The sequence below is a fragment of the Rhodococcus sp. ACPA4 genome (assembly GCF_002300185.1).
In the GTDB taxonomy this organism is placed as follows: domain Bacteria; phylum Actinomycetota; class Actinomycetes; order Mycobacteriales; family Mycobacteriaceae; genus Rhodococcus_F; species Rhodococcus_F globerula.
The window spans coordinates 2,220,249-2,246,187 of the sequence record NZ_NSDY01000001.1 but is presented as its reverse complement, the minus strand read 5'-3'; the positions used below and the strand labels follow the sequence as shown (position 1 = coordinate 2,246,187).

Annotated in this window: 27 protein-coding genes; 18 read left to right on the top strand and 9 right to left on the bottom strand. The window is 62.6% G+C overall.

Annotated features, from left to right (window positions below):
* Window positions 1–2: 2 nt before the first annotated feature.
* From CJ178_RS10270 to CJ178_RS10260, 3 genes are read left to right on the top strand one after another with little or no spacing between them, the layout of a single operon-like run.
* Window positions 3–320: a hypothetical protein gene (locus CJ178_RS10270; protein WP_095886650.1), complete on the top strand. Its 318-nt coding sequence runs from the start codon at window positions 3–5 to the stop codon at window positions 318–320.
* Window positions 320–1,585: a hypothetical protein gene (locus CJ178_RS10265; RefSeq protein ID WP_095886649.1), complete on the top strand. Its 1,266-nt coding sequence runs from the start codon at window positions 320–322 to the stop codon at window positions 1,583–1,585. Before CJ178_RS10270 ends, CJ178_RS10265 begins: the two co-directional genes overlap by 1 nt.
* Entirely contained in the window at window positions 1,582–1,887 is a 306-nt protein-coding gene (locus CJ178_RS10260) for a hypothetical protein (protein WP_095886648.1), read from the top strand. The genes CJ178_RS10265 and CJ178_RS10260 overlap by 4 nt, the downstream gene beginning before the upstream one ends.
* Here CJ178_RS10260 and CJ178_RS10255 read toward each other — a convergent pair.
* Window positions 1,848–2,705, bottom strand: a complete 858-nt coding sequence (locus CJ178_RS10255) for a poly(ethylene terephthalate) hydrolase family protein (protein WP_095886647.1) — start codon at window positions 2,703–2,705, stop codon at window positions 1,848–1,850. The two genes, CJ178_RS10260 and CJ178_RS10255, sit on opposite strands and share 40 nt — an antisense overlap.
* A gap of 89 nt (window positions 2,706–2,794) precedes the next feature.
* Between CJ178_RS10255 and glmS the strand changes: the two genes are divergently transcribed.
* The gene (gene glmS / locus CJ178_RS10250) at window positions 2,795–4,657 is read left to right on the top strand and encodes a glutamine--fructose-6-phosphate transaminase (isomerizing) (RefSeq protein WP_033231343.1); all 1,863 of its coding nucleotides are present in this window, start codon (window positions 2,795–2,797) and stop codon (window positions 4,655–4,657) included.
* 61 nt (window positions 4,658–4,718) lie between these two features.
* On the opposite strand, the gene CJ178_RS10245 is transcribed toward glmS, so the two are convergent.
* Window positions 4,719–5,084, bottom strand: a complete 366-nt coding sequence (locus tag CJ178_RS10245) for a plastocyanin/azurin family copper-binding protein (RefSeq protein ID WP_095886646.1) — start codon at window positions 5,082–5,084, stop codon at window positions 4,719–4,721.
* 39 nt (window positions 5,085–5,123) lie between these two features.
* On the opposite strand from CJ178_RS10245, the gene CJ178_RS10240 reads away from it, so the two are divergent.
* From CJ178_RS10240 to tsaD, 7 genes are read left to right on the top strand one after another with little or no spacing between them, the layout of a single operon-like run.
* On the top strand, window positions 5,124–6,563 hold the full coding sequence (locus CJ178_RS10240; RefSeq protein WP_095886645.1) for an NAD(P)H-hydrate dehydratase: 1,440 nt from the start codon (window positions 5,124–5,126) through the stop codon (window positions 6,561–6,563).
* Between the two features lie 55 nt (window positions 6,564–6,618).
* Window positions 6,619–7,824: an alanine racemase gene (alr, locus tag CJ178_RS10235; RefSeq protein ID WP_045070789.1), complete on the top strand. Its 1,206-nt coding sequence runs from the start codon at window positions 6,619–6,621 to the stop codon at window positions 7,822–7,824.
* On the top strand, window positions 7,821–8,876 hold the full coding sequence (locus CJ178_RS10230) for an alpha/beta fold hydrolase (protein ID WP_080711578.1): 1,056 nt from the start codon (window positions 7,821–7,823) through the stop codon (window positions 8,874–8,876). Before alr ends, CJ178_RS10230 begins: the two co-directional genes overlap by 4 nt.
* The gene (gene tsaE / locus CJ178_RS10225) at window positions 8,866–9,348 is read left to right on the top strand and encodes a tRNA (adenosine(37)-N6)-threonylcarbamoyltransferase complex ATPase subunit type 1 TsaE (RefSeq protein ID WP_033231339.1); all 483 of its coding nucleotides are present in this window, start codon (window positions 8,866–8,868) and stop codon (window positions 9,346–9,348) included. Before CJ178_RS10230 ends, tsaE begins: the two co-directional genes overlap by 11 nt.
* A 53-nt stretch (window positions 9,349–9,401) precedes the next feature.
* The gene (gene tsaB / locus CJ178_RS10220; RefSeq protein ID WP_033231338.1) at window positions 9,402–10,049 is read left to right on the top strand and encodes a tRNA (adenosine(37)-N6)-threonylcarbamoyltransferase complex dimerization subunit type 1 TsaB; all 648 of its coding nucleotides are present in this window, start codon (window positions 9,402–9,404) and stop codon (window positions 10,047–10,049) included.
* Window positions 10,046–10,537, top strand: coding sequence for a ribosomal protein S18-alanine N-acetyltransferase (gene rimI / locus CJ178_RS10215; RefSeq protein ID WP_033231337.1), 492 nt, complete (start codon window positions 10,046–10,048; stop codon window positions 10,535–10,537). Before tsaB ends, rimI begins: the two co-directional genes overlap by 4 nt.
* Window positions 10,534–11,571: a tRNA (adenosine(37)-N6)-threonylcarbamoyltransferase complex transferase subunit TsaD gene (gene tsaD, locus CJ178_RS10210; protein ID WP_033231336.1), complete on the top strand. Its 1,038-nt coding sequence runs from the start codon at window positions 10,534–10,536 to the stop codon at window positions 11,569–11,571. Before rimI ends, tsaD begins: the two co-directional genes overlap by 4 nt.
* A 1-nt stretch (window position 11,572) precedes the next feature.
* Here tsaD and CJ178_RS10205 read toward each other — a convergent pair whose 3' ends face one another.
* Window positions 11,573–13,087 carry an Hsp70 family protein gene (locus tag CJ178_RS10205; RefSeq protein WP_095886644.1) on the bottom strand — a complete coding sequence of 505 codons (1,515 nt, stop codon included), beginning with the start codon at window positions 13,085–13,087 and terminating at the stop codon, window positions 11,573–11,575.
* A 159-nt stretch (window positions 13,088–13,246) separates the two neighbouring features.
* Here CJ178_RS10205 and CJ178_RS10200 point away from each other — a divergent pair, with 159 nt between their 5' ends.
* Window positions 13,247–13,813: a potassium channel family protein gene (locus tag CJ178_RS10200; protein ID WP_033231335.1), complete on the top strand. Its 567-nt coding sequence runs from the start codon at window positions 13,247–13,249 to the stop codon at window positions 13,811–13,813.
* Here the strand turns inward: CJ178_RS10200 and CJ178_RS10195 are convergent.
* On the bottom strand, window positions 13,803–15,521 hold the full coding sequence (locus CJ178_RS10195) for a TIGR03767 family metallophosphoesterase (RefSeq protein WP_033231538.1): 1,719 nt from the start codon (window positions 15,519–15,521) through the stop codon (window positions 13,803–13,805). The two genes, CJ178_RS10200 and CJ178_RS10195, sit on opposite strands and share 11 nt — an antisense overlap.
* Window positions 15,522–15,748: 227 nt before the next feature.
* On the opposite strand from CJ178_RS10195, the gene groES reads away from it, so the two are divergent.
* Entirely contained in the window at window positions 15,749–16,048 is a 300-nt protein-coding gene (gene groES / locus CJ178_RS10190) for a co-chaperone GroES (protein WP_003940763.1), read from the top strand.
* Window positions 16,049–16,134: 86 nt separating this feature from the next.
* Window positions 16,135–17,745, top strand: a complete 1,611-nt coding sequence (groL, locus tag CJ178_RS10185; RefSeq protein ID WP_033231334.1) for a chaperonin GroEL — start codon at window positions 16,135–16,137, stop codon at window positions 17,743–17,745.
* A 65-nt stretch (window positions 17,746–17,810) separates the two neighbouring features.
* On the opposite strand, the gene CJ178_RS10180 is transcribed toward groL, so the two are convergent.
* From CJ178_RS10180 to CJ178_RS10165, 4 genes are all read right to left on the bottom strand, one after another.
* On the bottom strand, window positions 17,811–18,548 hold the full coding sequence (locus CJ178_RS10180; RefSeq protein ID WP_095886643.1) for an anti-sigma factor: 738 nt from the start codon (window positions 18,546–18,548) through the stop codon (window positions 17,811–17,813).
* Between the two features lies 1 nt (window position 18,549).
* Window positions 18,550–19,254 (bottom strand): sigma-70 family RNA polymerase sigma factor, encoded by a 705-nt coding sequence (locus tag CJ178_RS10175; RefSeq protein WP_033231332.1) that lies wholly within the window; start codon window positions 19,252–19,254, stop codon window positions 18,550–18,552.
* 85 nt (window positions 19,255–19,339) lie between these two features.
* Complete coding sequence (locus CJ178_RS10170; RefSeq protein WP_033231331.1) at window positions 19,340–19,999, bottom strand: fasciclin domain-containing protein; 660 nt, start codon at window positions 19,997–19,999, stop codon at window positions 19,340–19,342.
* Window positions 20,000–20,246: 247 nt separating this feature from the next.
* On the bottom strand, window positions 20,247–20,543 hold the full coding sequence (locus CJ178_RS10165) for a WhiB family transcriptional regulator (RefSeq protein ID WP_033231330.1): 297 nt from the start codon (window positions 20,541–20,543) through the stop codon (window positions 20,247–20,249).
* A gap of 602 nt (window positions 20,544–21,145) precedes the next feature.
* Between CJ178_RS10165 and CJ178_RS10160 the strand changes: the two genes are divergently transcribed.
* The 3 genes from CJ178_RS10160 (at window position 21,146) to CJ178_RS10150 (ending at window position 23,640) form a co-directional block, all read left to right on the top strand.
* Entirely contained in the window at window positions 21,146–21,946 is an 801-nt protein-coding gene (locus tag CJ178_RS10160) for a hypothetical protein (protein ID WP_257013090.1), read from the top strand.
* Between the two features lie 193 nt (window positions 21,947–22,139).
* A complete protein-coding gene (locus CJ178_RS10155) occupies window positions 22,140–22,718 on the top strand; it encodes a sigma-70 family RNA polymerase sigma factor (RefSeq protein ID WP_033231328.1) in 579 nt (192 codons plus the stop codon).
* A complete protein-coding gene (locus CJ178_RS10150) occupies window positions 22,711–23,640 on the top strand; it encodes an anti-sigma-D factor RsdA (RefSeq protein WP_033231327.1) in 930 nt (309 codons plus the stop codon). Before CJ178_RS10155 ends, CJ178_RS10150 begins: the two co-directional genes overlap by 8 nt.
* Before the next feature lie 118 nt (window positions 23,641–23,758).
* Here the strand turns inward: CJ178_RS10150 and CJ178_RS10145 are convergent, their stop codons facing one another.
* The gene (locus tag CJ178_RS10145; RefSeq protein WP_033231326.1) at window positions 23,759–24,163 is read right to left on the bottom strand and encodes a DUF5319 domain-containing protein; all 405 of its coding nucleotides are present in this window, start codon (window positions 24,161–24,163) and stop codon (window positions 23,759–23,761) included.
* A 245-nt stretch (window positions 24,164–24,408) separates the two neighbouring features.
* Here CJ178_RS10145 and guaB point away from each other — a divergent pair, with 245 nt between their 5' ends.
* The gene (gene guaB / locus CJ178_RS10140) at window positions 24,409–25,932 is read left to right on the top strand and encodes an IMP dehydrogenase (RefSeq protein ID WP_033231537.1); all 1,524 of its coding nucleotides are present in this window, start codon (window positions 24,409–24,411) and stop codon (window positions 25,930–25,932) included.
* Window positions 25,933–25,939 lie beyond the last annotated feature (7 nt).

Here is a 25,939-nt window from a genome sequence, read left to right as displayed (position 1 = left end):
GCATGGATATCGACCACACTGCTACCGATGAGCTCGAGCGTCGGACAGCGGCGCTTGCGCAACAGATGGGTGTGACTGCCCGAACGTTGGAATTTCCCGAGTTCTCGGGCGCGTGTGCAGGCCGGGATTACGTCGAGTGTGGCAACACGCTAGCTGCTGCGCTGGGTGGGCTCCGGATACGGATGGTGGAACGTGCCCAGTTCGTCGAGGCTCTCGGCGCGCGTATCGGTACTTCCGCCCAAGCGATTGCGGATGTCGATCTGGGATTGGCAGACCAATTGCGAATGCACGGCCGCGAGTATACGAAATCAGGTTTCTGATGCCGATTCGCAATGCGGCCACGTCGACAGCTTCGGCAGATGCTGCGGAATCTATTATTGCGCAACGTAATTCGTTGTCGGTTCCGGACGAAATTCTCGACTCCGGTAGCGTCGGATTGGATTTCTTCGAGCGTTTTCACGACGCGGCCACTCGTCTCGGTATCGAAATGCGACCGCTGGGTAGCTACGACGAGATGTATCGTGCCGAATCGGGAATCGATCTGCAGGCTCTGCACGCTGACGTGTCGACGATGTCCCTTGCGGCGGAAGCGTCGTCGCGCGATTCGCAGGACTTCGCGGTCCTGTCCGAGTCGCTCGCGGAAATCTGGAATGTCGAGGCTGTGGACGACGTTGCCGGACGAGTGCGCGACGAGCAGCGAAGAGCGGAAGTCGATGTCGAAGCCATGCCGTTGCTGATTTCCGTCGCCGACGAACTGGCAGGAATCGTTCGAACTGCCGTGGTGGACAAGGCTTTCAAGGTTGCGTCGCTGAATCGAGAAACGATCGGCGGTATCGATGCGCAGCGCATCGATCAGCTGGTGGACGTGAGCACGCAGCAAGGGGGCGTGGACGCAGTTGCCAAGGCTGCCACGTGGTTTGCGCCGTTGTCGGATGAGCAATTCAGAGCGGTGCGATATGCCGCGCCGGTCGATCAGATCGAAACTTGTAGAGCAGCAGCAGATCTCGTCAGACCTTGGATCGATCAGATCTTCAGGCCTGTGTACGTGGATACCCGCGACGAGTTCGACCGCGCCTGCGAGCAGGCCCGGGTGGCTCTGACTGACGCTTTCGGGGTTGCCGCTGGTATCGTGTCCGAACTGTTTCCGGTCGAGAGTGAATCTACCGAAACGCGGCATTCTTCAGTTCCGGCCGACGCGGCGCAGACATCCGTGCCGCAAGCAGTCGAACCGTCGGGAGACAGGGTTGCACCTGCACTCGAGTTGGCGGTCGGTGCAAATACCTGGGGGTTCTCGCTCGCGCCGGACGGACGTGGGGTCAGCCTTGAAGTTCGTGACCTGTCAGGGGAGTCCGTCACTGTCACTGTGGAATTGGACGAGCACGGCTGGCCGAGAATCGCGGTGGAGACGGATGCCGCTCCCGTAATGTCCGAGGCGCCGGAGCCCGCTCCGCAGCCGTACCAACCCCCGAATCCAACTCCAGTAGACACTGCGCCGTCAGAAGACCCTGCACCGCCAGAACACCGTGAGTCGCTGAACGAACCGATCGTGACCGGAGCCGAATTAGCCGGGGCGGGGCCGATATGAGTTTGTCGCAGTTCGACGCCATCAATGCGGCCATGGATTCGCAACTCGCCGAATTTCGCATGCGACGATCTGCTGCCGAACGTGACCACCAACAGCGGTGTGCACAATTCGGCGAATTGTCTACCGGTGTGAAGGAGTTCGGGCGTTTGCCCTTCGAACAGGGCGCGTTTCTGCGATCAGCGTCCGCGTCGATGCCTGGCGACACTGCGATGCCTGGCGACGCTGCGAAGTCCGGCCAGCCGGTACAAGATTCGAGTGCTGATTACCGGGAAACTGCCTGGCTCCGGCGAGCGTCGGACTGAGAGTGGGTGTCGGACTGAGTATCCGCGTCGAACATGGGCGAGGTGTGCGGGAATTCGGTGTCCTGATCGGCAAATGCTTCGTAGCGCTTGTCGCCGGTCAGGTGGAATAGAAGGAATCCCGTCAGTAGGCAACGCGTCGTGGCCTGTGTTTTGCGCTCGGAGCCGCCGAGGCCCAATGCTCCCAGAAGGCGACGCCCTTCGATGAGACCAGCATCCTGGGCGTCGTCGACGGTTCGTCCGATTACGGGTCCGCCCCATTCGCGGGTGAGCGGGCGGGCGTTGCTGGTGAGTGAGTCGACGTCGTCCTCGCCGGCGAGGATCAGCCCGGGGGCTGTGATCTTGGACGCGTAGTTCTCGGCTTTGGGGGCGGTGGGTGCGGGGAAGAGCGCGGCGACGGCGGCGACGTTTCCACGTTGTGCGGCTGCGAGGACCGCGGCACCGGCACCCATCCCGTGTCCGGCAAATGCGACGTGGTCAGGATGAACGCTGATCTGCCCGGGACCGAGTCGGACGCCGACGCAGATGTCGAGGGTCGAGCGCAGGTCTGCGGCCAATCCGAGGTGCGAGGGGACGGGGCCACGCTCACTTTCGGGTGCTGCGGCGACAATTCCCCAGGAAGCGAGATGCTGAAGTGTTTGTTCGTATTTGTGCGCACCGACCATCCAGCCGTGCCCGAAGCCGACGGCGGGGAGATTGAAGCCGGTTTCCGGGGTGTAGACGACTCCTGGTTGACCGGCCAGAGCGAGGTTGCCGCGCAGAACGCGGTGCGGTCCGCGCTTGGACAGCTCACGGGTCAGTGCCTTCAGTTTCGGTGCCACGGATCAAGACGTTATCCGATGTGGCCGTCGGCGTGCCCTGGCAACCGCAGAATGCGCGTGCCACGGGTGTCCAAGTACCCTGATTCACCATGTGCGGAATCGTGGGATACGTCGGCCACCGCCCAGCTCTGGGTGTCGTGGTGGAGGCTTTGCGGCGAATGGAGTATCGCGGCTACGACTCCTCGGGAATCGCGATTCTCGACGGAGTGGGTGGCGTTGAGATCGAGCGTAAGGCCGGGAAGCTGGCCAACCTCGAAGCTGAGTTGGAAGAGATCGGTGCGGACAGCTTTGTCGGCTCAACGGGCATGGGTCATACCCGGTGGGCTACACATGGTCGACCGACCGATCGGAATGCCCACCCGCATCGCGACGCGAGTGGGAAGCTTGCGGTGGTCCACAACGGCATCATCGAGAACTTCGCTCCGCTGCGTGCTGAGCTCGAGGCTGCCGGCATCGAACTGCTCAGTGACACCGATACCGAGGTAACGGTCCATCTGGTGGCGCGTGCGTACGCGGAGGGCCCGACTGCGGGTGATTTCGTCGAGAGCGCGTTGTCGGTTGTCCGTCGTCTCGAAGGCGCGTTCACGTTGCTGTTCACGCACGCCGATCATGCGGACACGATTGTCGCTGCGCGTCGTTCGACGCCGTTGGTGGTGGGTGTCGGTGAGGGCGAGATGTTCCTCGGTTCCGATGTGGCGGCGTTCATCGAGCACACACGCGACGCGGTGGAACTCGGTCAGGATCAGGCGGTGGTGATCACCGCGAACAGCTACCGGATCTCCGATTTCTCCGGCAACGAAGCGCAGGGGCGCCCGTTCCAAATCGACTGGGATCTTGCGGCTGCCGAAAAGGGCGGTCACGACTACTTCATGCTCAAGGAGATCGAGGAGCAGCCGACCGCAGTTGCGGATACGCTTCTCGGGCACTTCGAGAACGGCAAGATCGTTCTCGACGAGCAGCGGTTGTCCGACCAGGAACTGCGCGACGTCGACAAGGTTTTTGTCGTGGCCTGTGGCAGCGCGTATCACTCCGGTTTGTTGGCGAAGTATGCGATCGAACATTGGACTCGGCTTCCGGTCGAGGTGGAGCTGGCGAGCGAATTCCGTTACCGGGACCCGGTTCTGGACCGTTCGACGCTGGTTGTTGCCATCTCGCAGTCCGGCGAGACCGCCGATACGCTCGAAGCCGTCAAGCATGCCAAGGATCAGAAGGCTCGGGTTCTCGCGATCTGCAACACCAACGGCGCGCAGATCCCCCGTGAGGCGGACGCTGTTCTCTACACGCGGGCGGGACCGGAAATCGCCGTCGCGTCCACCAAGGCATTCCTGGCGCAGGTGACGGCAAATTACCTTGTCGGGTTGGCCCTGGCGCAGGCGCGCGGCACCAAGTACCCGGACGAAGTTGCCCGTGAGTACGCGGACCTCGAGGCGATGCCGGCTCTGGTGAGCAAGGTCATCGAGAACGCGGAACCGATCCGTGAGCTGGCTCGCACGTTTGCGCATGCGTCGACGGTTCTGTTCCTGGGGCGTCACGTTGGGTACCCGGTTGCGCTCGAGGGTGCGCTCAAGCTCAAGGAGCTTGCGTACATGCATGCCGAGGGCTTTGCGGCGGGCGAGCTCAAGCACGGGCCGATCGCGTTGATCGAGGAGGGCCTGCCGGTCATCATCGTCATGCCGTCGCCGAAGGGCCGTGCGGTGTTGCACTCGAAGTTGGTGTCCAACATTCAGGAGATCAAGGCGCGTGGTGCAACGACGATCGTGATCGCCGAGGAAGGTGACGACGCAGTACGTGCGCACGCGGATCACCTGATCGAGATCCCGGCGTCGCCGACCCTATTGCAGCCGTTGCTGTCCACGGTACCGCTGCAGATCTTTGCCGCGGAGGTGGCTGCGGCACGTGGCTACGACGTCGACAAGCCGCGTAACCTGGCGAAATCGGTTACCGTCGAATAGCTTTCGGTGAAATCAGTGAGGCCCGCAACCTTCCGGTTGCGGGCCTCACTGCTGCCGACAGCTATTGAACGATCACAGTGCCTCGCATGTCGGGGTGCGGTGTGCAGGTGTAGTCGTAGGTTCCGGGTTCGTCGAAGGTGGCCGTGTAGGTGCCCGACTTCTTGAGCGGGCTTCGGAGCAGGCTTCGGGCACTGCCGATGCCTTTGACGTCGTGGGCCATGCCTCCGTCGTCGAACACCCAGGTGACCGTGTCACCCACGTTCACGGTGATGGATGCGGGGGAGTAGGCCATCCCGGTGACGGTGACGACGGGGCCACTCAGCGTGGTTTCGGGCGCACTCGGGGTGGAATCCGTGCTGGAACTGCACCCGACGAGGCCGGCGGTGAGAACGAGGCCCGCGAACATCGGGACGAGACGTGCTTTCATGGTTCCGAGGGTAGCGACTGGCAAACGAAGGGTTCCGGCATGCGCGGGTACTACACGGCAGATCAGGTTCGCGAAGCGGAGGCGCCGCTGCTGGCGTCGTTGCCCGACGGAGTGTTGATGCGCCGGGCCGCGTATGGACTCGCTCGGGTTGTTGCCGACGAATTGCGTTTGTACACAGGATTACTCGCTTCGAGGTCGGTGACTCTGCTGGTCGGCAGTGGCGACAACGGCGGTGACGCGCTCTGGGCCGGAGCGTTCCTGCGTAAGCGCGGAGTTGCTGTGCGTGCGGTCCTGCTCGACCCGGAGCGCGCGCACCGGCGGGGCCTCGAGGCTTTCCGCCGAGCGGGTGGGCGTATCGAGTCCGACCTCGGTACACCGGATCTGGTGGTCGACGGGATTGTCGGGATTTCGGGTCGTGGTTCGTTACGCCCTGCGGCGGCCGCGCTGGTGGAGCAAGTCCGCTGCCCGATCGTGGCGGTAGATCTTCCCAGTGGTGTGGACCCGAACACCGGGGGCGTCGACGGGCCTGCGGTCACAGCTGCGGTGACGGTGACGTTCGGCGCGCTCAAACCTGTGCATGTGTTGGCACCGCAGCGGTGCGGTCGGGTGGAGCTGATCGACATCGGTCTGGATCTCGGTGAGTCGGATTTCCGCTCCCTCGATCCGGCGGAAGTGGGTGCGCGCTGGCCGGTTCCGGGCCCGAGTGACGACAAGTATTCGCAGGGCGTTGTTGGGGTGATCGCGGGGAGTGCGCAGTATCCGGGGGCTGGTGTGTTGTGTACGGGGGCAGCGGTCACGGCGACGTCGGGTCTGGTGCGTTACGCGGGTCACGGCGCGGCCGAGGTGCTCTCACGTTTCCCCGAGGTGATCGCAAGCGCGGCCTTCGAAGACGCGGGGCGCGTTCAGGCGTGGGTGGTCGGTCCGGGTATGGGGACCGATGCCGACGCGGCGGCGCTGCTTGCATCTGTTCTCGCGACGGATGTCCCGGTCCTGGTCGATGCGGACGGGTTGAGCTTGCTGGCCGAGAATCTTGATCTGGCACGTCGACGCACCGCACCGACGCTTCTGACTCCGCACGCGGGTGAGTTCGCACGATTGGCTGGCACCGAGGTGGGGTCTGATCGGGTCGGTGCTGCACGCGCCTTGGCGTCGGATCTCGGTGCGACGGTGCTCCTCAAGGGGCACACGACGGTGATCGCTGATCGAGGCGGACAGGTGTTGGTCAATGATGCGGGTGGCTCGTGGGCGTCGACCGCAGGATCGGGTGACGTTTTGTCCGGTGTGATCGGGGCGCTGCTCGCTGCCGGGCTTGCACCGCTCGACGCTGCGGCCGTGGGAGCCAGAACACACTCTCTTGCCGCGAACTTGGCGGCCGCAGGCGGCCACGCCGACGTTGCCGGTGCACCGATCTCTGCATCGCCGCTGCTCGGGAGTGTGCGTGACGCAGTAAGAGTGTTGCGCAGCGTCGCGCGGAATTGAGTGATGTCAAACCCGAATTGATGTCGGAATTCGCGAGAGTGGCAGGATTGACGCCATGAAGCTTGCCGAAGGAAGAGCCCCGAAAGACCCAGAAGAAGGGGAGTCGGCAAGCGTCGCGGCAACAGGAGGTCCGCAGACCGAGGCGGTCGTGGACCTCGATGCCATCGCCCACAACGTGCGGGTTCTTCGTGAGTTCGCCGGTGACGCGGCACTGATGGCAGTCATCAAAGCTGACGGGTACAACCACGGTGCCGTTGCTGTTGCGCGCACTGCACTCTCCGCCGGTGCCCGCGAACTCGGTGTCACCACGATCGGCGAGGCCTTGGTCCTGCGGGCAGCGGGGATCACCGCTCCGGTACTGGCGTGGCTGCATGGCGTCGACGCCGATTTTGCCGCCGCCATTTCCGCCGACGTGGAAATCGGGGTTTCGTCTCCGCGGCACCTGGCCGCGGTGGTGACCGCCGCGCGGGATCTCGGACGAACTGCCACGGTGACGCTGAAGGTCGACACCGGACTCAATCGCAACGGCGTCTCGCAGACCGACTGGCCGCAGATGCTGGCAGACCTCGTCGCGGCGCGAAACGAGGGCACGATCCGGTTGCGCGGAGTGTTTTCGCACCTGGCGCATTCGGACGAACCGCACCACGACGTCATCGACCACCAGAAGCAACGTCTGATCGATGCAGTTGCCGACGTCCGGGCTCACGGATTCGAACCCGAGGTTGTGCACCTTTCCAACTCGGCGGCGACGGTAACCCGTCCTGACCTGCGATTTGACATGGTTCGGCCGGGAATTGCGATATACGGGTTGTCGCCCGTACCAGAGATGGGCGATTTCGGTCTCCGACCGGCAATGACGTTGCGAGCGAAGGTGATTCTGGTGAAGAAGGTGGCTGCCGGTGAGGGGGTTTCCTACGGACACCTCTGGACCGCGCCGCGCGACACCACCCTGGCATTGCTCCCCGTCGGCTATGCCGACGGGCTTCCGCGCTCGTTGAGCGGGCGTTTCGAGGTCCAACTCGGCGGTAAGCGTCGTCAAGCCGTCGGACGGATCTGCATGGACCAGGTGATGGTCGATCTCGGACCAGATGGTGACGGTGTGCGCGAGGGCGACACCGCCATCTTCTTCGGCAACGGAGATCAGGGCGAACCCAACGCGCAAGCCTGGGCGGAAGTGCTGGACACCATTCACTACGAGATCGTGACCGGCCTGCGCGGGCGAACCGAACGTACGTACATCGGCGGGGAGGGTATCTCGTGAAGACTGCAGGACGAATGAGCATCCTCGGTGGGCTCCTCAGTGCGATTGCACTCGGTTCCATGGCCGGCGTCAACGCGTTGAAGACGGCCACTCGGCCAGGTCGAGAGATCTACGCAGACGAAGACTTCGACCTGATGACGCGGGACCGCGCGAGCGTTGTACGCACCGACGACGGGGTTGATCTGGCAGTCCGCGAAGTCGGGCCGGACGACGCTCCACTGACGGTTGTCTTTGTGCACGGATATTGTCTGAGCGCGTTTTCCTGGCATTTTCAGCGTCGTCAGCTTGCCGAGCGGTGGGGTGACGACGTTCGGATGGTGTTCTACGACCAGCGCGGGCACGGTGATTCGGGCATGCCCCGCGCGAAGAGTTGTACGGTCTCGCAACTCGGCCGTGATCTGGCGTCGGTCATCGAAGCCAAGGTGCCGATCGGTCCGGTTGTGCTTGTCGGTCATTCGATGGGCGGCATGACAGTGCTCGCGCTTGCCGGTCAGCGACCGGAATGGTTCGCCGGTGGCCGAGTTGTCGGTGTCGGGTTGGTATCGACCACCGCAGCGGGTCTCGCCGAAACCGGACTCACTCGCAATCTGCAGAATCCGATCATCGACGGTTTCCGTCTGGCTGTGCGGACGTCCCCGGGCGTCGTACAGCATGCCCGTGGCGCTGCGCGTGTGCTCATCACACCGATCCTGCGGGCAGCGTCGTACGGCACGGACGTGAGCCCTCGACTGCACGAGCTGTCGGACGGGATGCTCGATCGCACGTCGGTTGTCACCATCGTCAATTTTCTGCGGACCCTCGAATTGCATGACGAGAGTGGGTCTCTGCCCGTCCTCGCGCACACTCCGGCTGTGGTGATCTGCGGCGATCAGGACATGATGATTCCGTTTGCCAGCTCGCAACTGCTGGCGGATGCGTTGCCGGAGTCCGACCTGGTGCGAATTCGCGGCGGCGGTCACCTGATCCAGCTGGAGTTCCCGGCTATCGTCACGGATGCGATCGAGAGTCTTGTCTCACGTACACATAGTCAAGTGAGGTCCGATGTCGGCTGAAACCCTCCCTGAATCAGGAACCGTCACTCTGGAGACGACGGAAGACACGGAGGCATTCGGTCGCAGGCTGGCGGCCGGACTTGTCGCCGGTGACCTCGTGGTTCTCGACGGTCCCCTCGGCGCCGGAAAAACGGCACTGACCCGCGGTATCGGTGCGGGCCTCGGCGTGCAGGGACGCGTGACGTCACCGACATTTGTCATCGCGCGCGAGCATCGCCCCGGCATTCGCGCCGACGGCGGAACACCCGTCGGGATGATTCACGTCGACGCGTATCGCCTCGGCGACAGCGGGCCGCACGCTCTTGACGAGCTCGACGCCCTGGACCTCGATACCGACCTCACCGATGCGGTGGTCGTGGTGGAGTGGGGCGGCGACGTCGTGGAACGCCTTGTCGAGCGTCACTTGCGGGTGCAGCTTCACCGTGAACCCGAGTCGGATGTCCGGACGGCCAGTTGGGCATGGACGTCGTGACACTGCTCCCACCGTTGAAAGTAGTTCTTCACGTGCGAGTACCCTGAGTTATCGTGCTTGTTCTCGCGATTGATACCTCCACGCCGGCCGTCACTGCCGGAGTTGTCTCACTCTCGCCTCTCGGTGAGGTTTCGACGCTCGCCGTTCGGGTGACAGTGAACCCCCGCGCACATGCCGAGGTGCTCACCCCGCATGTTCTCGAATGCCTCGCCGAGGCGTCGATCACGCCGGCAGACCTGGGCGCCGTGGTGGTGGGCGTGGGACCCGGTCCGTACACCGGCCTGCGGGTGGGGATGGCGACCGGCGCCGCGTTCGGTGACGCGCTCAGTGTCCCGGTCTACGGTGTGTGCAGCCTCGACGCCATTGCCGCGGCAGTGCAGACGCCAGGCAACCTGCTTGTCGTGACCGATGCACGTCGACGTGAAATCTATTGGGCTCGTTACGATGAGGGCGTTCGAGTGGAAGGCCCCGCAGTGAATTCGCCGGGCGACGTTGACGCGTCGCCGTCGACGATTGTTGCCGGATCTGCTTCGCACGTAGACCTTTTCGATCTCCGGGTCGAGCCTGCGGAGACGCCGTCTCCGGCCGGTTTGGTCACTGTTGCAGCGCAAGACATTCTGGCCGGTTCGATTCCGGAACCGCTCGAGCCGCTGTATCTACGCCGCCCGGACGCCAAGACCTTGGCGGAACGCGGCAAATGAGTTACACCATCACGTCGATGACGGTCGACGACGCCGAGCGGTGTGCCGAGTTGGAACGTGCCCTCTTTGCGGGGGACGGGCCGTGGACCGCTCAGGCTTTTGTCTCCGAGTTGGCCGGCTCGCACAATCACTACTTCGTGGCTCGTGAGCCCGACGGTCGTGTTCTGGGGTACGCCGGAGTTGCATTGTTGGGCGCGCCGCCCAACATCGAAGCCGAAGTGCACACCATCGGAACGGATCCGGGTGCGCAGCGCCGCGGTATCGGCGGGGCTTTGCTCGATGCGCTCTTGGCTCTCGCGGACGACCGGGGAGCAGACGTGTTCCTGGAAGTGCGCACCGACAACGAACCGGCAATCGCTCTGTATCGGCGTGAGGGATTCGAGATCGTCGGAACCCGAAAGAAGTACTACCAGCCCAGCGGGGCAGATGCGTTCACGATGCGGCGGCCCGCCGTGGGTGTTCGCAAGAATGAGGAGCAGCAAGCATGATCGTCATGGGTGTCGAAAGCTCGTGCGACGAAACAGGAGTCGGCATCGTACGTTGGAACGGTGACGGAACCTGCGATTTGTTGGCGGACGAAGTGGCGTCGAGTGTGGATCAGCACGCCCGGTACGGCGGAGTGGTGCCTGAGGTTGCGTCGCGCGCTCATCTCGAGGCAATCGTCCCGACCATGCGGCGTGCTCTCGCGGCGGCCGGTATCGAGAAGCCCGACGCTCTGGCCGTCACGATCGGACCCGGCCTGGCGGGCGCCCTGTTGGTGGGTGTGGCGGCAGCCAAAGCCTATGCGGCAGCGTGGAACATCCCGTTCTATGCGGTCAATCACCTCGGCGGCCACGTATCGGTCGACACCCTCGAGCACGGACCGTTGCCGTCGTGCGTGGCCCTTCTGGTCTCCGGTGGGCACACGCATTTGCTGCACGTCGAGGATCTCGGAAAGCCGATCGTCGAACTCGGAACTACCGTCGACGACGCTGCCGGTGAAGCATTCGACAAGGTTGCGAGGCTTCTCGGTCTCGGGTTCCCCGGTGGACCGGCCTTGGATGCGGCTGCGCAGGAAGGTGATCCGAACGCGATCCCGTTCCCGCGTGGCATGACGGGCCCGCGCGACTCGCGTCACGACTTCTCCTTCTCCGGACTCAAGACGTCCGTTGCTCGCTATGTGGAGTCGAAACAGCGTGCAGAAGAAGCTTTTTCGATTCCGGATATCGCAGCGTCGTTCCAAGAGGCGGTGGCCGACGTCCTGACGATGAAGGCGGTTCGTGCCGCCAAGGATGTCGGCGTCGACACCGTGGTGCTCGGCGGAGGAGCAACCGCGAACTCTCGCATTCGTAGCCTCGCCGAGCAGCGGTGCGCCGAATCCGGTCTCACGCTGCGTATTCCGAAGCCGAGGTTGTGTACCGACAACGGAGTGATGATCGCTTCGCTGGCCGCGCACCTGATCGGTGCCGGAGCCGGGCCGTCGGAATTGAGTGTTGCAACCGATCCGGGATTGTCCGTCTCGATCAGCCAAGTTCTGCGCTAGGTCAGCCGACCGGTACAGGCAGGTGAGCGGTGGGGGTCGGCGCCGCGTTCTCCGTCGTCGGCTCGGGTGATGCGGACTCTGTGGGAGTCTCGGCGGTGGTTTCGGTGGAACCGGAACCACCGTTTCCGCCTTCGCCCGGAGCCAGTTCCGAAGGCCCACTCGGAATCTGTGGCAGGTTCTCCGGCCACCACGACGGTGTATCCGGCAGCGTGATGCCGGGAAGTGTCGGCCGGGCCGGGATGGTGGTCGTGGTTGTCGGCGGAAGAGTTGTCGGCGGAACGGTTGTCGTCGGTGTGGACGTGTCCGACGGCGGCGCAGGCGACAACGTGAACTGATGTGTCTCGTACGGCTGTGTTCCGTACGGCTGTGCCCGGTACGGGACTGTTGTGTGGACAACCGTGGGCACCGGGTCATGTGACGGGATGACTGTGGAACCGGTGCTCGGAACGACGTCGGTTGTGGTGTGCGTTGTGGTCGATCCGGTGCCGGCCGGCGAAATCGGCGTGTTGTCGGTCGGGACGACTTCCTTGGCGGCATAACCCAATACGAGTCCACCGACGACTAGCGCGCCGATCAGCGCGCCCGACGCTTTGGCGGCCGGACGGATGCGCTCGGAAGTTTCCGAGCCTGCCAACGGGTAACGCAACGACGTCGCGGAATCTGCAAGTAGTGCAGCACCTTTGGCTGCGGCTGCTTCGGGCTCGTCGAATTCGACTGTCGGGACTCGTGCGGCGTCTGCGATTGCCGTACGCACAGTGGGGATATGGGCGCCGCCGCCGATGAGGACAATGGCCTCGACGGTGTGTGGTGCCGCGCTCAGGACGCTGCGGATCAGCGTGAGCGCGCGCTCGACATCCGCGGCGATAATGTCCTCGAACTCGACCCGGGTGATCGTGATGGGCCCACGTGGCAGGTCGATCGTGACGCTGCGAGTGGTGGAGAGTTGTTCCTTCGCGACGTGGCAGCGCGACATCAGTAGTTCGGTGTCGGTGTGTCGGCCGAGTGGATGAGGGTACTTGTCGGTGACAAACGCGACGAGGGCTGCGTCGATGCCGGCGCCGGCAAGAGCGTCGGTGCGTTCGGAGATGAGGATCTCGCCGCTGTGATCGACCACGGACACGCTCAGGCCGCTATCGCCGAGGTCTATCTGCGCGGTGGCGCCGTAGCGTGCAGTCTTGCCTGTTTCTGCGAGATAGGCGTGCACCGCGGCCGGTTCGGGAATGAGCCGAACGCGGTTCGGCGACTTCGCGAGCGAGGATCGGATGCTCGCGAGCTGTTGGTCGGTCGAGTATGTGACCCCGATGGACCGAGGGGCAGCGGCGCGATCGGACACCTGCGTGGTCATCAGCTTGATCGACGCGCGCACCAAGTCTCCGACGTTGGTGTTGACCTGATCGGCGGAGACGAATCGTGTTTCGGCAGGCAAACTACCGGGTGTGGCTTCTGCGGAATCGGTATCGACGAGCGCGGAGTAGACGCCCGACGAACCCGTCGACATTCCCAGTGATGAACCCATCTTGCACCCCCTCGCAGGTGTTTCTGTGACCGCATATCGGTCGCCGTTACATGAACGTTACAGAACGATCGGCACGATTGCTCGGCAGTTTTCTGTGAGGAGGAGAACTTTTCGTACCGAAACGGTGGTTTTACCAGCGGGATTGCCGAATATTGAATTATGCGGAAAAAAGTCGAATCCCGGCAGATGGATACGCGTCAACGCCGTCGATTGATCGCGGGGGCGATACTGCGGCCGGTGCTGACCGTCGTCGCGTTGGGTTGTGCGTATTTCCTGTTGCCGTGGACCGACGCACACACCGTCAGCGCCTTTGCTCTGTTGGTCGCAGGCGGTGTCGCGGTACTGGGTGTCGCTGCCTGGCAGATCAAGCGAATCCTGAATTCGGATGTGCCGGCGTTGCAGGCCGTCGAGGCGGCATCTGTCGTGGTGCCGACGTATCTTCTGATCGTCTCGATGACATATTTTGCTGTCGCAGGGGCCGACCCGACAAGTTTCACCGAACCGTTGTCGAGGATGGGTGCGCTCTATTTCTCGCTGTCCGTGTTCTCGACCGTCGGGTTCGGGGACATCGCCGCAAAAACTGATCTGGCCAGGGCATTGGTGTCGCTTCAGATCGTCTGCAACCTGGTGCTGATCGGCTTTGGCGTCCGCTTTGTTATTGCTGCCGTGTCCTGGTCCAAGGAACACAGGACACGGCAGACGAAGCCAGGTGACGCTAGCGAATGACGGGAACCAGCAGCTCGACGTTCTGATCGACACCGGCGCCGGTCAGCTTGGGATCGCGGTGAATGTCGTTGAAGGACAGTTCGCGGTACAGCGATGCCAGGCCCTCTGGCGATTTGTCACTGTGATCGACCGAGTACGGACTCTCGGCTTCGAAGAGCGTCGCGAGCAGCGAGACGGTGCCGTCGCCGTTGTCCGCGATTTCGATGATCCGGCCGAGCTGCGGGAAGTCGATGTGCGAAGCGGTGTTGATCTCCCAGAACCCCTGTTCCGGCGTGACACCGGGCCACGGGGTGATCTTGTTCTCGTGTGTGTGGCCGTTGACCCAGGCAAGAACGTTGGGGAAGCGGTGCAACAGCTCGAGAAGCTGCGAACCGCGGAAGCGCGGCTCGAGGATGTTCTCGGGGTCGGGGATGAGATTGTCCATCGTGTCGCTCGTGTGGTGGCTGAACAGCACGAAGTAGGTGTCGTCGCGGGACTGCGTGATCTTGGACCCGGCAGCGTCGAAGAACGTGCTGCTGCCGGCCCGAAGGGTGTCTTCGATCCAGCGGAACTGCGCTGCGCCCAGGGAGCCGTCGACAAAGCCGGCACGGTTGGTGGAGTCCATGCTGATTCCGACGACGCCGGGAGCGATCTCGAAGGAGTAGTAACCGATGCCGGTGTGATCGGCGTCCGGCGCAAATCCGTGACCAACCGGACCCGGACCGGTATGCGCCGGATCGAGGTGCGCGGCGATGAACTGCTTCGGCGTGAAGGGAGCACGGGCCGGGTCGGGGGTGACCTGGCGCGGGGGCGTCGTGAAGGCGGACAGAATTCCCGGAATGGCGCTCGGATCGAACTTGGTGGCGATGTCGATCTGCTTGGCCTGTTCCGGTGAGCCGGGAACCTCGAACTTGAGCGATCCGGTGTACATGGCCTCTAGCGGCGGGATGCCGCTGGGAACGGTGCCGGACACCGAATCGTCGTGGTTGCCGAACACGCAGTACCAGGGAGTGTTCAGGCCAGGGCTCGAGACAGGGGTGAATGCGGCTCCGAAGAAATTGGGAATCTCGGGGAAGCCCGCCTTCTTGTACATGTCGAGCATCGGCGATTCCGGGTTCCAGTACAGATCTGCTCCGGAGTTCTGGACACCTTCGTAGCGGTCCTTCGCGCCGGTGTTCGCAACGATCGTGCCGCCGTTGAGTGCGGTCAGGAACCAGTCGAGTTCGGCATGTTCCTTGTTGTCCGTGTTGTCGCCGGTGGTGACAACTGCGTCGAACGGTCGTGCCGTGTGCGGACCGCATCCGATGGAATTGACGCTTCGGACAAGCGAAATCAGGCCATGCGCAGTCAGCGTTTCCTGCGGACGGAAAGCGGAACCGGTGATCTGGTGGACGTATTCGAAGCGCATCGGCGACTGCGCGTCGAGGATGTGGACGTCGGTCAACTGCACGATCGATGCCAATGCGGTGCGTCGGTCTTCGCGGCCGGACTTGGGTTCGGCGAGTTCGCCGCGCACGATGTTTGCCCAGCCAGGACCGGCTCCGAGTTTGCGGTAGCCGCTGCTGCCGATCGGCGTCGCGACTGCGTCGAGTGTGGTGCCCGCGCCCGACGTGGGCAGGGGAGCGGCGCCGGCATATTGCAGTCCCCACGGCTTGGCGCTCAGACCTACGGCGCCCACGGCGCCGAGTCCGGCAAAGGTCAGGAAACTACGGCGGTTGATGTTCGTCACGAATGAACAATAGGTGAACAAATTGGACGTGGGTCTGATTTCGCTGAGGACGAAGAGAAAAAACCCGCCCAGTCCTTGAGGGTTGGCACTCTCACGTATAGAGTGCCAATTGGCGCTGATCGAGTTCCGGCACCCGCGACGACGGGACTGCAGTGACGCGCCGTAAACGTCAAACCCAATCGCGTCTCGAGCAACCCTCGGGCGCACATACCCATGGAGGGCTCATCGTGGCGAGCGTCAACATCAAGCCGCTCGAGGACAAGATCCTCGTCCAGGCCAACGAGGCTGAAACGACGACGGCTTCCGGCCTGGTCATTCCTGACACAGCCAAGGAAAAGCCCCAGGAGGGCACCGTCGTTGCAGTCGGCGAAGGCCGCGTCAACGAGCAGGGCAACCGCATCCCGGTCGACGTCAAGGAGGGTGACACGGTCATCTACTCCAAGTACGGCGGAACCGAGATCAAGTACGCCGGCCAGGAGTACCTGATTCTGTCGGCACGCGACGTGCTGGCTGTCGTCTCCAAGTAAGACACACGTGATCCGCCCCGGAGTCCACACAGGATCCCGGGGCGGAATGCGTTCACGCCCCGAAGATTCAGGAGCTGACAGAACAGATGTCCAAGCAAATTGCGTTCAACGAGACCGCGCGGCGTGCTCTCGAAGCAGGCGTCGACAAGCTCGCCGACGCCGTCAAGGTGACCTTGGGCCCGCGTGGACGCCACGTCGTGCTCGCCAAGGCATTCGGCGGCCCCACCGTCACTAACGACGGTGTGAGCATCGCCCGTGAGATCGATCTCGAAGATCCCTTCGAGAACCTCGGCGCACAGCTCGTCAAGAGTGTCGCCACCAAGACCAACGATGTTGCCGGCGACGGCACCACCACCGCTACGGTTCTCGCTCAGGCGATCGTGCGCGGCGGACTCAAGAACATTGCCGCGGGCGCAAACCCGATGGCACTCGGCGTCGGAATCAACGCTGCCGCAGACAAGGTCGTCGAGGCGCTCATCGCCGCAGCAACTCCGGTCGAGGGCAAGAAGTCCATCGCTCAGGTTGCCACCGTCTCCTCGCGTGACGAGGAAATCGGCGAAATGGTCGGCGAAGCACTCACCCGCGTCGGCACCGACGGCGTTGTCACGGTCGAGGAATCCTCCACCGTTGCAACCGAACTCGTTGTCACCGAAGGTGTTCAGTTCGACAAGGGCTACCTCTCGCCCTACTTCGTCACCGACATCGATTCGCAGAAGGCCGTCTACGAAGACGCGCTGATCCTGCTCTTCCGCGAGAAGATCAGCTCACTGCCCGACTTCCTGCCGCTGCTCGAGAAGGTTGCCGAATCCGGCAAGCCGCTCTTGATCATCGCCGAGGACGTCGAGGGTGAAGTTCTCTCCACTCTGGTGGTCAACTCGATCCGCAAGACGATCAAGGCTGTCGCCGTGAAGGCACCGTTCTTCGGTGACCGTCGCAAGGCGTTCCTCGACGATCTTGCCGTTGTCACCGCAGGCACCGTCATCAACACCGACGTCGGACTCTCCCTCAAGGAAGCCGGACTCGACCTGCTCGGCAGCGCACGCCGCGTTGTCGTCACCAAGGACGAGACCGTCATCGTCGACGGTGCAGGCACCGCTGACGACATCGCGACCCGCGTCGCGCAGCTGCGTCGCGAGATCGAGAACACCGATTCCGACTGGGATCGCGAGAAGCTCGAAGAGCGTCTGGCGAAGCTGTCCGGCGGAGTTGCGGTCATCAAGGTCGGCGCAGCCACCGAGACCGATCTCAAGGAACGTAAGTTCCGCGTCGAAGATGCCGTCAACGCAGCCAAGGCTGCTGTTGCCGAGGGTATCGTCCCCGGCGGTGGATCGGCACTCGTTCAGGCCGGCGTCGAACTCGCCGACAACCTCGGCTTCACCGGTGACGAAGCTACCGGCGTCGCAGTGGTTCGCGCAGCACTCAACGCTCCGCTGTTCTGGATCGCATCCAATGCCGGCATCGACGGTTCCGTCGTTGTCAGCAAGGTTGCGGATCTCCCCAAGGGCCATGGCTTCAATGCCGCGACCCTGACGTACGGCGACCTGCTCGCCGACGGCGTCATCGACCCCGTCAAGGTCACCCGCTCGGCAGTGGTCAACGCCGCTTCCGTTGCTCGGATGATCCTGACCACCGAGAGCGCCGTTGTCGAGAAGCCGACCGAAGAAGTAGCTGACACCGGACACGGTCACAGCCACTAGGTTTCACGCGCGAAAAGCGATCCCCCGCCGAAAGTTGGTGGGGGATCGCTTTTTTCGGTTTCTGCTCAGACCAGCGGAATGATGGCGAACGGATCGCCTGTCGGCTGAGTCGATCCACCGGGAGGCTCGATCGTGAAGGCCAGTTTGGTGTTGGGACCGATATTGTCGAGTACAACCTGAGTGGTCGGCTTGACATCGGCAGGTGCCATGGTGCCCTTCGGAGTCATGGTGCTACCGTCCGGCGAGACCAGCCACATCTGATAAACCTGGTCCTGACTCGGGGGAGTCACACCGTTCATCGTCAACACCGCGGCATCCTCGGACGGCGAAAACGCCGTTGTCGCGGTGCCGCCGCCGGGTACGTCCAGCGTGGTCGAGTGCATGTCGGGCGCGGCCATGATCTCGGAAACGGTGGTCGGCGACGGAGTGTTGTCGGTGATCTGGACGCCGATTCCGATACCCCCGGCCACGATGACCACGGCCGCTGCAGCGGCTAGTGCGACGGTCCATGGGCGTCGACGCTTGCGATGACCGGCAAGGGAGACCGGCGGAGCCAATTCCGGGGATTGTGGTGTCTCGGCAATAGTGTCGAGTAGGCGAGCGCGGAGCCCTGGCGGAGGTTCGACTGCGTCGACGATGCTCAGAGCAGCCATCGTCTCGGCGGCGAGCCGGACCTGAGATTCGAATTCCGCTCGGGTGGCCGCGTCAGTGCCTTCCAGGAGAACGTCGACAGCCCGACGCTCATCGGGGTCGAGGGCATCGATCGCGTAGGGGTGTGCCCAGCCGATCAGCTCTTCGTCCATCTCAGTTCACCCCCAGACATCTGCGTAGCCGGAGTAGTCCGTCGCGGATTCGTGACTTTATCGTGGGTATCGCCACGCCGAGGTCTTCGGCTACTTCTCGGTACGTTCGCCCGCCGTAGTACGCCAATGTCAAAGCTTCTCGCTGGGTCGCCGTCACCGATTCCAAACAGTCGGTGACGGCGCGATGTTCGTCTTTGCGAGTGACTTCTTCGCTGACGACGTCGAATTCGGGAGTCGAATTCGTGGTGTCGTACAGGGCCTGTCGATCAGTACTCGACTGTTCCGAACGCACCCGGTCGACGGCTCGTCGGTGAGCAAGAGTGAGTAGCCACGATAAGGCCGACCCGCGAACCGGATCGAAGGTGTCCACCGTTTTCCAGGCCTGGAGATACACCTCTTGGACAGTTTCTTCGGAGAAACCCGGATCGCGAAGGACCCGGAGAACCATCCCGTGCACGCGTGAACTGGTCCGGTCGTAGAACTCGGCGAATGCCGATTGATCGCCCCGAGCGACATTCTCGAGGATCAGCGCGAGTTCGCGGGATTCCGTGATCCGGGCGGTGCGCGCTGCAGAATTGTCGGTCGGACAAGCGTCGGTGTGCTCTGGGGCCTCGTTCGGTTCACTCACGTCGCGTGGCTCACCCGAGCTGAGTAATCCCGCCCCGAAGGTTCGTGTTGTTTCATCGACTACAACCGTAGCGTGCATGTCCGGTTCTTTTCTGTTGGCCCGCCGCTACTGCTGTGCGCCTTTGGTAACCGACGCGGTTGGCAAAGGCGCACAGCAAGGGGGATTACTGCGGCATCAACACCGAATCGATGAGGTAGACGGTGGCATTTGCGGTCTTGACGCCACCACAGAGGACGGTTGCGTCATTGACCTTGATGTCGTCGCCCGATCCGGTGACGGTGACCGTTCCACCTTCGGCGGTGGTGTGGGTGCCGTCGATATCGGCGGGAGCGATCTGACCGGGAACCACGTGATAGGTGAGGATCTTCGTCAGTGTTGCGCTGTCGGTCTTGAGGCTGTCGATTGTGGCCGGGTCGATTTTCGCGAAGGCGGCGTCGACGGGAGCGAAGACGGTGAACTCACCACCGTTGAGGGTGTCGACCAGATTGACGTCCGGATTGAGCTGACCGGATACGGCCGCGGTCAGTGTGGTGAGGAGCGGATTGTTCGACGCGGCTGTCACGACCGGGTCCTGCGCCATTCCGCTGACCGAGCCGGCGCCGGTCGGCACTGCCGCTGCGTAGTCCGCGCAACCTGCCCCGACGAGATCCGATGCGGGGTCTGCCATTGCACTGGTCGTCGACATCGACATGCTCGACGTTGTCGTCGCAGCGCTGGACGTGGCATCTGACGAATCATCGCTGTCGGATGAACAACCGACAATGCCGACAAGTGCGAATGACGCTGCTGCCGTGACTGCCAGAACTCGAGTGGAGGTGTTCATGGGTCTGCCTTCCGTAGATGAAGTGCCGGTGTGCACGTTCCGTACAAGGCATTCGGAGTCAGCAGTGAGGTGGATGGGTCGAGACACGAAAAGACCTCGAGACACGAAAAGACCTCGTGACACGAGAAAGCCCCCGAGTTCGTCGGGGGCTCTCTGGTCTCGGTCTGCGGGGTAAGCAGGTTGTGCAGTGCAGTGCAGTGCAGTGCAAGCGAAGGGGAGAAGGAGGCTTGGTTTTACCTACGAGGTTCTACGACGCCAGGCGGCCGTTCCGGCGGTGGCGTGCATACAGCTCGCGTTCGGTTTCCGACATCCCGCCCCAGATGCCGTACGGCTCGGAGACGGTCAGTGCGTGAGAGCGGCACTGAATGAGAACCGGGCACTGGTGGCACATTTCCTTGGCTCGCGTTTCGCGTTGCGCTCGGGCTCGTCCGCGTTCGCCGTCCGGGTGAAAGAACATCGAGGAGTCGACTCCGCGGCACAGTCCGTGCATCTGCCAGTCCCAGATGTCTGCGTTCGGCCCGGGAAGATGATTAGGTGCAGGCATGTTGACTCCTTACTGCAAGCTCGTCGTGATCAACGAGCGGACCAAGTAGCCCGAAGATTATCCGGGCTTTCTATCGTTCACGCTTGCTAACCGTAAGGGTGCTGAGTAAATCGCGTCAATAGCCTCGATGAGTGGTGAGCGGCATATCTCGCAAAGCAAGATTTAACGAGAGAAATATTTACATTTCGACCACCTCGTGTGTAAGTGATCCGTTGCCGAATAGTTGACAGTGTGGAGTGATGTGTAAAGTTCTGCAGATATTCTTCGTCTGAAGTGGCAGATCAGGGGGAGTATTCGTATTATGGACAAAGCGGAATCGCTCGCAGCCGTCTGTGATTGTCGGCGTTCTAGCGCGACCTTCGAATGACTGAATTGGGACTAAGTTCCCAAATCACACTTTGGACGTTTGTCCATTAGGTAACCCGCAGTTAACCTAATGGATATGCATTCGTTAATAATTCAAGAAAATGAAAGTTTCAATTTCAGTTGAACATTTGGTGAATGGCTGCGGAATCACGGGTGTTGCATCTTGCGGTCCCCTCGCGGCGATCTGTGGTCGAGGGCACTGCAATGATTTGACCGTGTCGATAACTCTTCAGTCCGTGGCATTCGGGACAGAGCCCGGACTTGCGCCGCTTTCCGCTCCGGCAACCATCGAGGAGTGGTGGTTGAGCGCCGTCGCACTCAGTGGTCAGGGGCGGTATGCGCAGGCGCGTGCCGCCTTGAACGTGGTGGATCGGCGCACCGCCGGCCTGGCCGCAGATGGCGACTGTGTGTATGCCTCGTTGTCCGCAAGCACGCGGGCGTCATTCCTGCGGCAAACGGGCTGGCACGCGAAGGCGTCGTACGACGACGGACGTGCGCTTGCCATTGTCGCCGGACGAGGTGACTCTCCCGAGTTGGTCGCTGCCGCCTGTGATGCGTTGACCGGCCTTGCAGCCGACGCTCTCGGTCAGGGCCGCCTGGCGCTGGGATGGCGCCTGCTCGAGCGCTGCGCGGAGCAGATCGACCGTCTGGAAGGCGAGTCGGCGCGGTTGTGGCGTCAGGTGATCAGGCTCGAGTGGGTCTCGGCTGAACTTGCGCTCGCTTCCGGTGATTTCACGCGGGCGCTTCGACACGCTGAACGCGCTGTCGAACTCGCCGCCGGTGGTGATTCGCTCAGGCACAAGGTCAAGTCGGACCTTTTGCGATGCGCTGCGCTCACAGGTTTCGATCCGGGCCAGGCGGCAATGCTTGCAGGTGAAGTGTTCGATGAGTGTCGTTCGTCTGGATTACTACCGTTGGCGTGGGCGTCGTCGATGCTGATCGAGGGTGTGAGCGGGAGCCCCACGACACCGAATTCGGCCGCACTCGGCGCTGCGGTTGCGGCACGCGGGGGAGTGTTCCGTGAACTGTCCCTGTGAGGTGCGCCACCGATATGCCTCTGTGAGGTGTGCCACGTGGTAGCCGACGAGTTGTACACGTCGAAACATTGCCGCGGCGGGCCAGGCCTGCGCGGACCAGTCGGTCTGGATGGTTACTCTTAGAGGGTTCCGCTGTTAGTGGAAGCACACCCGCTCGGGAAGTGCCACTGTAACGCCAGGATTTTCGCTGACGATGACAAATACGAGCGATGAGTTGGACTCCGCGGTCGCCGCTGCAGCGCAGGGCGACCGTACAGCTCTAGCTTTGGTTTTGGAAAACATTCGACCCATGGTGGTGCGCTATTGCCGTGGTCGGGTGGGTGCGGCGGAGAGAGGCCACTTGTCGGCCGACGACGTCGCGCAGGAGGTGTGTCTCGCCGTGATGACCGCGTTGCCGCGTTATCAAGATCAGGGACGCCCCTTCATGGCTTTTGTGTACGGCATTGCTGCACACAAGGTTGCTGACGCCCATCGAAGCTCCGCCCGTAACAAGTCGGAGCCCGTAGCCGAAGTACCGGATGTAATTGCACTTGACGATGGACCCGAGCAGCGAGCACTCGATTCGGAATCCAGCCGGCACATGCAGGAACTGCTCGGCACCTTGCCGGAGAAGCATCGAGAGATCTTGATTCTCCGGTTGGTTGTCGGACTGTCGGCTGAAGAAACGGCCGCCGCCGTCGGGAGTACCGCCGGAGCTGTACGAGTCGCCCAGCACAGGGCGATCGCGAAACTGAAAAAAGTAGTAACGAAAGCGGGTGAGAGCTATGGCTAGAGACGAGAATCGTGATTCTTCCGATCTCGATGACCTCACAGCCGGTCTCGCCGACGACGGTGCACCGGTGGATCTGGCTGCGGTTCGGCGCGACGACGCGCTGATCGAGGCAATTTCCCATGGTGGGCCGGTAGCAACCGATAGCACTGAGCAGTACGAACTGGCGTTGATTCTGTCGAAGTGGCGCGATGACGTCGTGTCGACCCCGATGCCGGAGGGCCCACTTCTCGACGATGTGATCGCAGCGATCGAATCGGCGCCCCCCAGCATTGCCGATCGCGAACGTTCTCGTTCACGTCTTCGTCTACTGCGCCCCGTTGCCGCTGCGGCAGCTGTCGCAGCGGTGGTGATCGGTGGCGGCTCGATGCTCACGTACGGGGCTGAACCGGGCGACGCACTGTGGGGTGTGAAGCAGGTTGTCTTCACGGAAGAAGCTAATTCGACAGTCGCGAAGATCGACACCACGTCCGAGCTCGAGAAGGCTGAGCGGTTGTTGGCCGCCGGGGATATTCCCGAAGCGAAGAAGGTTCTGGACAACGCTGCCCAGCGTGCCGGTGCTGTGAAGGATTCGCAGGCGAAGACGGATCTCGTAGAACGCTGGGGCAAGTTGATGACCCAGGTTCAGGAAACAACTACTCAGGCTGCGCCGCCGCCGTTGACCACAACTGACGGGCTGACAACGCTCGAGCCCCCGCCGGTGACGTCGATTCCCGTTTTGCCTGGCCCGACCTCGGATCTGGAGTTGCCGGGTACCAATCCGACGACATCGACGCCCAACCCAGCGATAGTTGCGCCGTCGTCAACAGTCCCGAGTCCGTCGGCGAACCCGACGACAACAACAACGACAACGTTGCCGACGACAACTACCCCGTCCTCGTCGAGGACGACAACAACGTCGCCGAATGTGAACACGCCGTCCTGAGCGTCGCGAGACCTGTTAGGCAGCAACGTAAATCAGTAGCAACGTAGTTCAGTAGCAACGGAATCAAAAACAGTGGGCCGGCAAGCGTAATGCTTGCCGGCCCACTGTTGTCAGTGTGTCAGGCGTCGAATCCGTCGCCGTGCATCGCTTCGTTCATGGATGCGTCGGCGTATCCACGGCAGTAGTCCCACGTGACATATGCCTCAGGCATGGGATCGTAGGCGGGTTCGTGAGGCCGAACCGTGCCGTCGACGAGGAGTTGAAGCAGGTTTGCCCGCAACATGTCCCAGTCGTGGTAGTGGTCCTGTTGGCAGTCCTCGCAGCACACCACGAGGCCGCGGATGCCACGATGAGCGAGGAGAGCCTCGTATACGGCGAGGTCAGCGAGATCTTCCTCGACTGCCTGCCGTTCTTGGGGGTCGAGTGGTTGACCCGGCTCGATGGCATCGAGTGCCGCGGAAGGGTCAGCGGGGTCGCCGGCAAAGGGATCTGGCGGCAGACCGGGAGGCAGTTGATCACGCACAGCACCACGGTACGCAGGTCAGGGGGGTCAGCGCCACTCGTTACGCGTACTTGCAGCGTGGGTGGGATGGTTCGGACCAATGTGCGGCCCGATACCATGGTGTTCAACGCCGGGAAAAGGTGCCAGGAATATCTTTCTGTGCAGGTGCCTTCTATCCGATATCCAGCTTTCGTAATCCGCTTCGAGGCAGCTGTTACAGCGGCTACCGAAAAGGCGAATCTAGGTCCATGGAGGGTCCTGACCGCATGACTAGTTCTGCAGGGCATGTACACACCGGAGGAGACGACCCCAACAAGGTCGCGATGCTCGGGCTGACATACGACGACGTACTGCTGTTGCCTGCAGCGTCCGATGTCATTCCGAGCCAGGTCGATACGTCGAGTCAGCTGACCCGCGATATCCGTCTGCGAATCCCGTTGGTCAGTTCGGCGATGGACACGGTCACCGAGTCGCGGATGGCCATTGCCATGGCCCGCGCGGGCGGAATGGGCGTTCTGCACCGCAATTCGTCCGTGGAGGTCCAGGCCGGCCAGGTCGAGACCGTCAAGCGTTCGGAGGCCGGCATGGTCACCGATCCGGTCACGTGTAAGCCGTCGGACACGATGGGTGAGGTCGACGCGAAGTGCGCTCGCTTCCGTATCTCGGGTCTGCCGGTCACCGACGACGCCGGACAGTTGGTCGGCATCGTCACGAACCGTGACATGCGTTTCGAGGTCGACCAGAATCGTCCGGTCGCCGAGATCATGACCAAGATGCCGTTGATCACAGCGCAAGAGGGCGTCACCGCTGACGTCGCGCTTGGTCTGCTTCGCCGTCACAAGATCGAGAAGCTTCCGATCGTGGACGGGAACGGCAAGCTTACGGGCCTGATCACGGTCAAGGACTTCGTCAAGACCGAGCAGCATCCGTTTGCCACCAAGGACCGTGACGGTCGTCTGCTCGTCGGTGCTGCGGTCGGTGCGGGCGACGATGCCTTCCAGCGTGCGATGGCGCTTACCGACGCCGGTGTGGACGTACTGGTGGTGGACAGTGCACACGGGCATTCGTCCAATGTTCTCGACATGATCGTCAAGCTCAAGCACGAATTGGGCGAGCGGGTTCAGATCATCGGTGGCAACGTCGCTACGCGCTCGGGTGCATTGGCACTCGTCAACGCAGGCGTCGATGCCGTCAAGGTCGGCGTTGGTCCCGGTTCCATCTGCACGACCCGTGTCATTGCCGGCGTCGGTGCTCCCCAGGTCACGGCCATCCTCGAAGCAGTCGCGGCATGCAAGCCTCTCGGCATTCCCGTGATCGCCGACGGTGGTCTGCAGTTCTCCGGCGACATCGCCAAGGCGCTTGCCGCCGGTGCGTCGACGGCCATGCTCGGCTCGCTCCTTGCCGGTACGGCCGAATCGCCGGGTGAACTGATCCTGGTGGGCGGCAAGCAGTTCAAGAGCTATCGCGGTATGGGCTCACTGGGCGCGATGCAGTCGCGCGGTGAGGCCAAGTCGTACTCCAAGGATCGCTACTTCCAGGACGACGTTCTCTCCGAGGACAAGTTGGTTCCGGAAGGCATCGAGGGTCGCGTTCCGTTCCGCGGACCACTCTCGCAGGTGACGCATCAGCTCACCGGTGGTTTGCGTGCGGCAATGGGTTACACGGGCTCTGCCACGATCGAGCATCTCCAGAACGCTCAGTTCGTCCAGATCACGGCTGCGGGACTCAAGGAAAGCCACCCGCACGACATCACCATGACGGTCGAAGCGCCCAATTACGCTGCCCGCTAAGTTCAGT